At 28.4% G+C, this 10,168-nt stretch carries 7 protein-coding genes; 3 read left to right on the top strand and 4 right to left on the bottom strand.

The window, feature by feature from the left end:
- The 3 genes from ABD771_RS10475 to ABD771_RS10465 all read right to left on the bottom strand — a co-directional run.
- A partial coding sequence (locus ABD771_RS10475; protein ID WP_345094261.1) for a beta strand repeat-containing protein occupies window positions 1-2,703 on the bottom strand: 2,703 nt, incomplete at its 3' end.
- Between the two features lie 409 nt (window positions 2,704-3,112).
- Complete coding sequence (locus ABD771_RS10470; protein WP_345094259.1) at window positions 3,113-5,497, bottom strand: GumC family protein; 2,385 nt, start codon at window positions 5,495-5,497, stop codon at window positions 3,113-3,115.
- 5 nt (window positions 5,498-5,502) lie between these two features.
- A complete protein-coding gene (locus ABD771_RS10465; protein ID WP_345094267.1) occupies window positions 5,503-7,092 on the bottom strand; it encodes a polysaccharide biosynthesis/export family protein in 1,590 nt (529 codons plus the stop codon).
- Between the two features lie 31 nt (window positions 7,093-7,123).
- Here ABD771_RS10465 and ABD771_RS10460 point away from each other — a divergent pair, with 31 nt between their 5' ends.
- Window positions 7,124-7,291: a hypothetical protein gene (locus ABD771_RS10460; RefSeq protein ID WP_345094269.1), complete on the top strand. Its 168-nt coding sequence runs from the start codon at window positions 7,124-7,126 to the stop codon at window positions 7,289-7,291.
- Window positions 7,292-7,491: 200 nt separating this feature from the next.
- Here ABD771_RS10460 and ABD771_RS10455 read toward each other — a convergent pair whose 3' ends face one another.
- Entirely contained in the window at window positions 7,492-8,238 is a 747-nt protein-coding gene (locus tag ABD771_RS10455) for a LytR/AlgR family response regulator transcription factor (RefSeq protein ID WP_345094257.1), read from the bottom strand.
- Between the two features lie 1,110 nt (window positions 8,239-9,348).
- Between ABD771_RS10455 and ABD771_RS10450 the strand changes: the two genes are divergently transcribed.
- Window positions 9,349-9,597 (top strand): hypothetical protein, encoded by a 249-nt coding sequence (locus ABD771_RS10450; protein WP_345094255.1) that lies wholly within the window; start codon window positions 9,349-9,351, stop codon window positions 9,595-9,597.
- Window positions 9,598-9,672: 75 nt separating this feature from the next.
- A complete protein-coding gene (locus tag ABD771_RS10445) occupies window positions 9,673-10,131 on the top strand; it encodes a UpxY family transcription antiterminator (protein ID WP_345094253.1) in 459 nt (152 codons plus the stop codon).
- Window positions 10,132-10,168: the final 37 nt, after the last annotated feature.

The following is a 10,168-nucleotide window of genomic DNA, read 5'->3' as shown; positions in this document are numbered from 1 at the left end:
ACCACCGTTTGTAGGTGTAGCAGTAAAAGTAACGCTTGTTCCTTGGCAAATTGCTGTTTCACTTGCAGCAATACTAACACTTGCCGTTAAAATTGGATTTACTGTGATATTGGTACCATTATCTGATCCAGTTATTGGGATGGTTAGACTAACAACTCTAATTCTGTAAGCATTTCCCGAAGCAGTTGCTCCTGGAATTATTGCTGAAATTGGCGACGTTGTACTTGATCCAATATTAACAGGCGATGTAAAACTACCGCTTGCATTAGATAATTGTGCTGTATAGGTACCTGTTAAAGTTCCGCTAGAACTAAAAGGAACTGTAACTACTGAACCAGCACAAGTTGTAGTTGGGTTTATAATACCTGTTGTAATAGTGGCTGTTCCAACAGTAATTGTACTATTACTGTAGTCAAATGAAACAATTTTAGTAGCATTTGCATTATGAGTAAAATTTTGAGCACCTACTGTTAGATTTCCCGGTAATAATTGGTAGGTGCCATTAGCGGGAGTCGAAGATGTGAAAGTAATCACTTGTGTAGTTGATGTAATTGCAGCAGAGGTTATGTTTGCAAGCCCTGTAACAGTAATAGTACCAGTACCAGCACCATTAATTGTGGTTCCTGCTGAATAGGTATGTCTTGTATTATTCCCATTAGCAGCAGAAAAAATTAAATTACCAGCACCTGTTTTTACTAAATTTCCAGTTCCTGCAATGGTACCTAATACAGAATTATCTGAGGCCGAACTAACCGTTAAATTACCATTTAAAGTTAAGGTTGCCTCACTATTTAATGAAAACGTTGAATTAACATTTAAAGCAGTACCTAAAGTTACACCTGGTGTTCCTGAACCAGTTCTATTAATTGTAAGACCTGCGATAATATTATTACCAGATTCAAAACGAATAGTCCCGAAAGCACCAAGACCATTAACAATCAAATTAGATGTTGCAGTTGACCTTATAAAACCATTTCCAGCAAAAGTAGATGTGATGCCTGCTTTACCAAATGTGGCAGTAAAACCATTAAGATCTAGAATATCTGATGCATTAGTTAAAGTAATTGCATTGCCACCATTTGGTCCTTCGCAAAGTAAGTTATTCAATAATTTTACAGAACCACTAAGTTTATTAACTACCATATAATCGATGTTAAATATACCGGTTCCGCTGATTTCTTGTGTTCCAGTACCTGTAAAAAATACTGCCCTTGTATTGGCGTTAAAGGTTGCATTGTCAATCAAATTTCCTGTTAGTTCTAGATCCCCACCAGACAATGAGGATAAAGTAGTAATAGCACCGCTATTATTATTAAAATTAGCGCATCGAACCCTGTCCAAAGAAGTGGCTAAGGTAAATGTTCCATTATTTATAACATTTCCTAAAACAATAATACTTATTGATTGATTAGCAATATCCATTGAACCTGTAGTAAAAGTAGAACCTGAATCAATTGTTAAATTACCTGCTATTTGTCGTTGCGTATTGTCGTTGTTGTGCGCGTTTAAAGTAGTATTACCAGAAATTTGAACATGGTTAGGATAACCTCTGCCAGAAGTTGCAGACCATTCGGCGCCTCTACCGTAACTTGCACCTATAGAGTATCGTAGAATAGAACTCGAACTATAAAAAGGAGCACTCGAATTTACAAAACCACCATTATTTATAGTCAAAGTTCCATTAATAGTTGAACCGGTTCCAAAATTTACCCCGCCCGAAAGATTCGAATTATTGAATGTAATCGTTCCAGAAACGGTTGCTGCCCCAGCAAATGAAATTGTACCATTACTTCCAACTAAAGTACCATTGTTAGTAATTGACCCATCATTTGAGATTGTAATTGTTCGGGGTGTAGCATCAGAAGCTGTTAGTGTTTTTCCTGAATTAATAACAACAGATCGTAAACTAATATCAGTATTTACTATAACATTATGATCAATAGTAACCGAAGCACCTGCCGGCGGAACTGTATTATTTAGCCACGTTGCGGTTTGATTCCAATTACCATTTGCTACTGTAATTGGTTTAGTTATTGAAAAACCATTGAAATACATATTTCTTTGCGCATCCCCATTTTGATTACCTATATATATATTAAATCCATCAATAGTTGCTGTACTAGTAATAGTAGTAGTATAGGTTGCACCACCACTTCTAGAAGTCATCGAAAAAGAATAAAGATTTGCGCTTGTTCTCGTGATTGTCACAAGCATTGCAGCGGTACCATAGTTCGTATTTGCTGTACCGTTAGTTGTTGTTATGGTAGCCGAATTGCCATTATTTACATTGAAAATAGTAGTTCCTCCAGATTTAAGATCAAATCCTTTAGCTCCACTTAAAGCATCCCAATTTATCGCCCAATAGAAGGTAAAAGTATCACCTATTTGAATTCCATTATTGATAGAACGATAAGCGTTATAATATCCACTTCCTGTTGCATACATTCCAAAAGCAGTTGTACCAATGCCATTGGTCCCCATACCATTATTTGCTGGATTTCCAATAAAACTTCCGGAATTAACTCCCGAAGTTAATGACCATGAGCCAAAACCCGAACCCTGATTTGAACCATTCGACCATGAATTACTATAATTTGAAGCATTATCAGAAAAGGTTTGCCCTGACATCGCAACACTAAACATAAAAAATAATAAATAAATGATTCGCAGATACAAGGAATCAAATTTTGTAAATCTTTTCATATAAATAAAAATGAGTAAACTACACAATTTAAAATTATTATAAACACTAGTACATTATAGTTTCGCTTTACAATAAATTATAAATGTTAATCTATATTAAAAAATATAATAAGTTTATAGTATAATTTTGCAAATTTAATATGTTAAATAGGTCATTTTCTAACTAGTTAATAAGTGGTCATTTTTTTAAATAAGTGTATAAAAAAACCTCCTCTGTGAAGAGGAGGTTTAAAGTAACTTTATACCCTAAATAAGAGTTACTATATAATTTACATTGAGTAAATTAGAAAAACTATGAAATAAACATTTGTAAATTTAACGGATTAATGAAATGTTTTTTTTGCATTGTAATAACTGTACATTTCTTTGTAAGAATTGGTAAAAGTTGTTAATTTTTTTACAAAATAACCTATTTTTTAGCCTTTTTCCCAATTAACTTTAAAGCATTCCAGTATGCGTTATTTTTTTTAGTTTCTGTATTTTCTCCATAACCATAACCATAACCATAATTATACGAATATTTGTAATTATAACCATAGCCATATTTACCGTTAGATCCAATACCATTTATTATAAAAGCAATATTTTTTAACTTGGAGTTTTCATTTAAAGAGTCAACATAGGTAATAAGATTTTTTTCTGTATGATCATGCCTTGTTAAATAGATAGTTAAATCAGCGTTGTTTGATATTAATAAAGTGTCATTTACGTATATTGTTGGAGCTGTGTCTACTATAATATAATCATATTCTGTTTTGGCTTCATTAATTAACTTATCAAATCTTCCATTGGATATTAAATTAGATGGATTAGGTGGAATTAATCCTGAAAATAGTATATCAAGGTTTTCATTGTAGGGATTTTCTTTTACTAAAGTATCTTTCCAATTAATTTCATAGTTGTGTAAATATGTTGATAACCCTTTTTCAATTTTATCCATATTTAACGAATTATGAAGTTTTGGTTTTCTCATATCTGCACCAATAAGAAGAACTTTTTTATTATAACTTGCCATTGCTAAGGCTAAATTTGTTGCTATAAAAGTTTTACCTTCACCCATAATAGAAGATGTTACCAGTATCACTTGTCCTAATTTATTTTCTTTAGGAGGTAGAGAAAAATTCACATTTGATGATAAAATTCTAAAGCTTTCAGCATTAACTGATCTATCGTTTTTTTCAGCAAATAGTTTGAAATCTTTGAAGAAAGGGATTTCACCAATAACAGGTATTTGTGAATTTTTAAATTCTATGTCGTTTTGATCTTTAATTTTATTATCAAAAAGATTCAAAATATAAATAATACTAAATGGAATCAATAGTCCAAGTGCAAGCGCTGCTAAATAAATTATATTCTTTTTTGGTGCAATAGGTTTAAGAGAAGCAAAAGCATATTCAATAACTTTTATTGAAGGTGCAGTTACTGCATAAGCTATTGCAGACTCTTCTCTTTTTTGAAGTAATAATAGGTACAAGTTTTCCTTGATTTTTTGTTGCCTTTCTATACTTCTTAATATTTTTTCATTAGAAGGGATTTCAAGTACATCATTTGATGATTTTGAAAAATCATATTGTTGTTGTGATAAACTAATTTTTAATTGTTTGTTGTAGGTCGTTATTGATTCATTAATGTTGCTTTTTAATATACTTATTTGAGATTCTAATCCTTTTAATGTTGGATTTTCATTTCCGGCTGTTTTGATTAACTTATCTCTTTGTAATATAAAGGTGTTATATTCACTAATTAAGTTAGTTATAATAATGTTGTCTAAACCAATATTGGCTGGCAAAATAGTTGTTTTAGATGTATTTAATGCTTCCTTAAGCAAGTTGGATAATTCAATTTGAGTTTCAATTTTAAATAAATTTAAATCAGAATTAGCTTTTTTTGTCACTTCTATTCCTGCATCAGCTTCAATAAAGCTCATATCCTTAGATTTTTTAAAATCTCTTTTTTGATTTTCAATGCTGTCCAATTCGAATGTTAAATTCTTAAATCGGTTATCAATAAAATCTACAGTTTTTTTATTTACTTCCCTTTTATCTTTTATACCATCAATGTTGAATATTTCAACAATTTTATTTAGAATTTCAACCCCTTTTTTTCTATTACTTTCTTGGATTTTGATAGACAGTATTTCACTTTCTTTTCCAACAGTTTCAACACTAATTTTACTTTTTAGAGATTCAACAGTATATATGTAAGGGTTTATTTGAATTAAGAACGTTTTTTGTTTTATGTTTTTATCGTAATTTAAATTAGGCTCAATAATGAAATCTACATTACTAATTTTACCTTTCACATGTGAGCCGTTAAAAAAAATCGGTTTCTCATTAGGCCTAGAAATTAAATAACCATTTTTTTTTATGGTCAAAGTAAAATTTACGCTGTTTAATGAATCTTTATTACAAAGAGAAGTAACTTTTATAGGAGCATTCCACAATTCAATAGTTTTGAATTTTCCTTTTGAAAGATAAGAAGTAGTAAGATTTAACTCTGAAACCACAGGACCGAATAATCTTCTAGATTTTATATTTTCTACTTCGTTATCCATGTTTACCTGAGCTTTACCAGCCATCAAACCTAGAAGTTCAGAAGGTAATTTTAAGCCTTTGTCGGATTCCTGTAGGATTTTTATTTTTGATTCGACAACATAAATCGGATTAGAATATCTTAAATATATACTAGCAAATGTTAATGTAATTATAGTAGACAAGACAAAATACTTCCAGTAATATAAGTAGTTAAAAATTTCTTTTTTTAAATCTAATTGTTCTTCAAATTTTTGATCCAATGTGTTTAATTTTTTATTAATAAAAATCCAGTTAGTAATAAAGAAAATACCGAAATCAATGTTCCTGCATTGCCAATAATTCCTGCAGATTTGATTTTTGCATTATTAGGGTTCACTATAATTACATCATTTTGTTTTACGTAAAAAAGATTGGAGCTCATCCAGTCAGTAGTAGTAAGGTCAATATGATTTATAGTTTTAGTGTTGTTTTCATATCTTATTAGTAAAACATCTTTTCTTTCTCCATTGATTGTTAAATCACCCGCCATTCCAATAGCTTGTAATAACGTTAAATTTTTTTCATAAAAAGTGAATGTCCCTGGTTGACGAACTTCACCCAATACAGTCAACTTTGAGTTTAGTAATCTTACAGTTACTGTTGGCTCCTTTAAATGGCCGTCATTCATTAATTTTTTAGATAAAAACAGTTCAAGTTCTCTTGTGGTTTTGTCGTTTACTTTTAATTGACCTAAAACTGGTAATGTAATAAAACCTTCGTCATTCACCAGATAACCATTAATTTTTATGATTTCAGGATTTACTGTACCACTAGTAATTCCGTTTAGCAAATCAATATTGTAAATTCTAGAAGATTCGATATCTAATGATACAATTTTTATTGAAAGTATATCGTTAGTTTCGATTTTCTGATCTAATATTCTATTATCTTCAATGGCATTTTTCTTGCCATTTTGGAAATATAATAAATCCTTCTTTGAAGAACATGATGTTGCTGAGATAAAAGCTAGTGTAGCGATTAAAAAAAACATTCCTTTTCTCAAAGAACTAAGCATCAATTGTCTTTTTTTTTGTATTAATTGTGGAATAGAAAAAAAAGTTGTTCCTAAAATTACAATAATTAACAGTTGAAAATGAATATTTAAATCATCAATTAAGATGCTCAAAGTTGATAATATTAGCGTTACAATTCCAACAAAAACACTAACTTGCCAATGTTTAAAATTTAACTCTAAAAGTCTGTGATGTATATGATTTTTATCTGCTTTAAATGGACTTTTTTTGTATATAAAAATTCTAATAAAAAAAATTCTAGCAGTATCTATTAAAGGATAAAACAATAATGAAATCATTAATATTGGATTTATTTCATATGTTGCGTTCAAAATAATTACTTGTTTTATTGTTAATAAATTAATTGTTAAAAATGCCAATAGAAACCCTACAATCATAGATCCGGTATCTCCCATGAAAATCTTGTCCTTCTTTGATAGATTATATTTTAAAAATGCCACAATAGATCCTAGTAGTGTTAACGTTATAATGCACATAGCTGTATTTTTTGAGCAGTAAAAAATGACAGCAGTAAAAATTAGAAAACAAATGGCTATTATTCCAGCTAATCCATCTATTCCATCAATTAGATTGTATGCGTTAATTACGAGAATAAATACAAAAACTGTTAATACAACGGATAAAAATTCATTTATCTGATAGATTCCTAAAAACCCGTATAAATTGTTAATTGTTAAATTGGAACTTAATATGACTGAAAGTGCAACTAAAAATTGTACCAAAAATTTGGTTTTAGCTGGTAAAACTAATATGTCGTCCTTTAGTCCTAAAAAAAATAACACCACTACAGATCCTATTAAGTGATAGGCTTGTATGTTTTTAAATATTGCTCCAAATAAAGTAAATGATAAAATAAAACCTATAAAAATTCCAACGCCTCCCAACGTTGGAGTTTTGATTATATGTGCACTTCTTTCAGAAGGTGTAGCTACAAGATTTTTTTCGTTTGAAATATTTATAATAACTGGAAAAGATACGTAGCTGATAAACCAGGAAACAATAAAAAAAAAGAGATACCAATATTCCTGTTGAATTTGATAAGAATTTAAAAAATGACTTAATATATTTTTCACCTTAGTTTTCTTTAAGTACAACAAAGGTATGAAGCCACTAAATTGCTTTTCTTAGATTAGTAATAAGTGAATTATATTTTTGAATAAATGGCAGTAAATTGATTTAAACTAAAATAAATGTTTTCCAATATTTAAGGCTGCATTCAAATCATCTAATTTTCTTTTTGAAACTGGAACATTTTTATTGTTTTTCATCTCACAATAATAACCATCTGATTTTATGATATTTACCAAATTATTCAAGTTAATTATGAATTTATGATGAATTCTACAAAATATATCTGGATCTAATAGTTTTTGAAATTCGCCCAAGTTTTTACTTGCCATTTTACTTACTCCATTGTTCAAATAAATTAGTGTATATCTGCCATCTGCCTCAAAGCAGATTATTTCATCTAGTCTAATAAGTTCAATCTTTTTTGTTGAGTTTATTGGGATGAATTTTTGGAATTTAGTTTCAGCAATTTTTAGTTCATGCAGGTTTATCTCATCATTTATTTTATTAATACATTTATTTAGGCAAGATAAAATCTCAGATATACTTGAAGGTAGAACCAAAAAATTAAAGATATTATATTTTAAAAAATCAAAAATTTGTTCTTTAACTTTTGATAAAATTATAATTTTTGATACAATTATTTGGGTATCGTTTAAAAAACTTATTACATCAAGATAATCAGTTGATGTGTCTAATAAAAGAATGTTTATTTTTTTTACATCATAGACACTATTTAATTCTTTTAACGAATTAGCAAATTTTAAATTTAGTGTGTGGTTTGAAAAAGAATTTGTAAAGTTAATTATCTCATCGTTTAGTAACTTTTCGGTTTTGAAAAAAATTATGTCTAATTTCATATTTTAGGGGTTTTAAATACAAAATAAATAAAAATTACCTTGTTTTCATCTGTTTAATTTAATATTTGGTCTTTATTAGGTAATATTCGGACATTAATTTAATTATTGTAAGAAGTTTTAACAAGTAATTATAAAGATAGTTCATTGTAAGTATTTAAAGGAGTTTTATAAAAAAAGCGATTTTAAATATTAGTTTTTTTTTATAAATTTATTGGATATGTATTGATGTGTTTTATTTATTCGTTGAAATTGACTTAAGTGTAGACGAATGGTTACTAATCTTCGATAAAAAAATGGATTATATATGTAAATTCTCTTTTGTTTTCTTGATAATAAAAAGTAACTTTTTTGTAATCTTAATGAGCTTAAGTCTTTACCTTTTTTTATTATTAACTTATAATGTCATTTTTTTAAAACCTTTATAAATTTTCTTATCAACCCTTGTATAAGAAGCATTATCTTTTATTCGAGTTATAAAACTTATTTTTGGGTTGTAAAATCTCAAATGCTTTATAATCATTTTATCTTTTGTCAAAACATAAATTAATTATAATGTCATTTTACTCTTCTAAGAAGCTATTGTTGTTTTTCTTCTTTAGGTTTTCCCAAGCAACTCAAAATGTCTTTATGCATGCTGCAATACTGATGTTAACTATTTAAATTATTTACTTAGAACTCCACTTTTGTATTATTGAATGTTGCTGAGAATGTACTTCTTTTTATAATATCACTAAATTGAAAAAAGCGATGTTTTGTTTAAAATTTATTGCATTGCATCTTAAAATTCTCTATTTAAATTGCGTTTTGCAAACGAATAAAACACGAAGCTTATTAAATGGTTTTTGCTTAAATTGTTTTGCAGATTTATCGGAATCAAGTTTTTTATCAGCATCTTTAATTTTTTTCATCAGTTAAAGAAATAAGCTGTTTGAAAACAGATTTACTACAAATATAATTAATTCTAATCATTGTATTATTTATTTATAACATTCAATTGCAAAATTGACACAACGTTTATTTATTTCAAATATTCCCTTATTAATTCCATTTATTACTTTGAAAGGTTTATTACTGCTTATTTATTCAAAATTTGTAGTAAAAAAATATATAATGAACAATGTCGCTATACTTTCAATTAAGCACTTCACGGCTTTCAACCAAGTTGTAGAAGATTATAAATCATTATTGTTTTATGAACAAGAGTTGATTAACTACGAAGACGATAGAAGAAAGGCAAGTTATGAAAGAGTAAAAAAAGAAATTATTTTTTTATTAAGACGTATCATTAAGAATAAAGATATTTTAGAAGAAAACACTAAAGCTGATCAAGAATATCTGAGTAAGTTGATTGATCAATAATTATGATTTTAATATTCTTTCCGTTAGATTAAAATTTTAAAACACAAGTTCTTCAAACATAAAAAAATAAATAATTTGAATTGGTTCGTCATATATACTAAGCCACAGCAAGAACTAAAGGTACTTGAACGTCTTCAAAAAATTAATATTGAGGCTTATTGCCCTGTTGTTGAAGAAGTTAGGCAATGGTCGGATCGAAAGAAAAAAATAATTGTCCCTTTGATAAAATCTTATGTTTTTATTAGAGTTGATTTTGAAAATAGATTTAAGGTATTTGATGTTCCAGGAGTAGTTCGTTATCTTTTTTGGATGGGGAAACCTGCAGTTGTATATGATTACGAGATTATTGGTTTAAGAGAATCTTTGACTAAGTCGTATTCCTCATTAAAAATCGAGACTATTGCTGTTGGTTCAAGATTAAAAATAAACGATGGCCCTTTCCAAAATAACGAGGGTACGGTTGTAAAGGTAAATGCAAAGCATGTAACTATTGCTCTAGAACAGCTAGGAGTATTGGTTTCGATAATATATTAAGTTAAAAATAGTAAAATAGTTTGTACCATATGCATCA

Origin of the sequence: Flavobacterium chungnamense (genome assembly GCF_039539165.1) — a bacterium.
Taxonomy (GTDB): domain Bacteria; phylum Bacteroidota; class Bacteroidia; order Flavobacteriales; family Flavobacteriaceae; genus Flavobacterium; species Flavobacterium chungnamense.
The sequence above is the reverse complement of the archived record's forward strand: the minus strand, read 5'-3'. Positions and strand labels throughout refer to the sequence as shown.

Bases quoted from the DNA above. Each gene is read 5' to 3' on its own strand.
- ABD771_RS10455 (WP_345094257.1), bottom strand. From the start codon at position 8,238: ATGAAATTAGACATAATTTTTTTCAAAACCGAAAAGTTACTAAACGAT.
- ABD771_RS10450 (WP_345094255.1), top strand. From the start codon at position 9,349: ATGAACAATGTCGCTATACTTTCAATTAAGCACTTCACGGCTTTCAAC.
- ABD771_RS10460 (WP_345094269.1), top strand. From the start codon at position 7,124: ATGTTTTTAAATATTGCTCCAAATAAAGTAAATGATAAAATAAAACCT.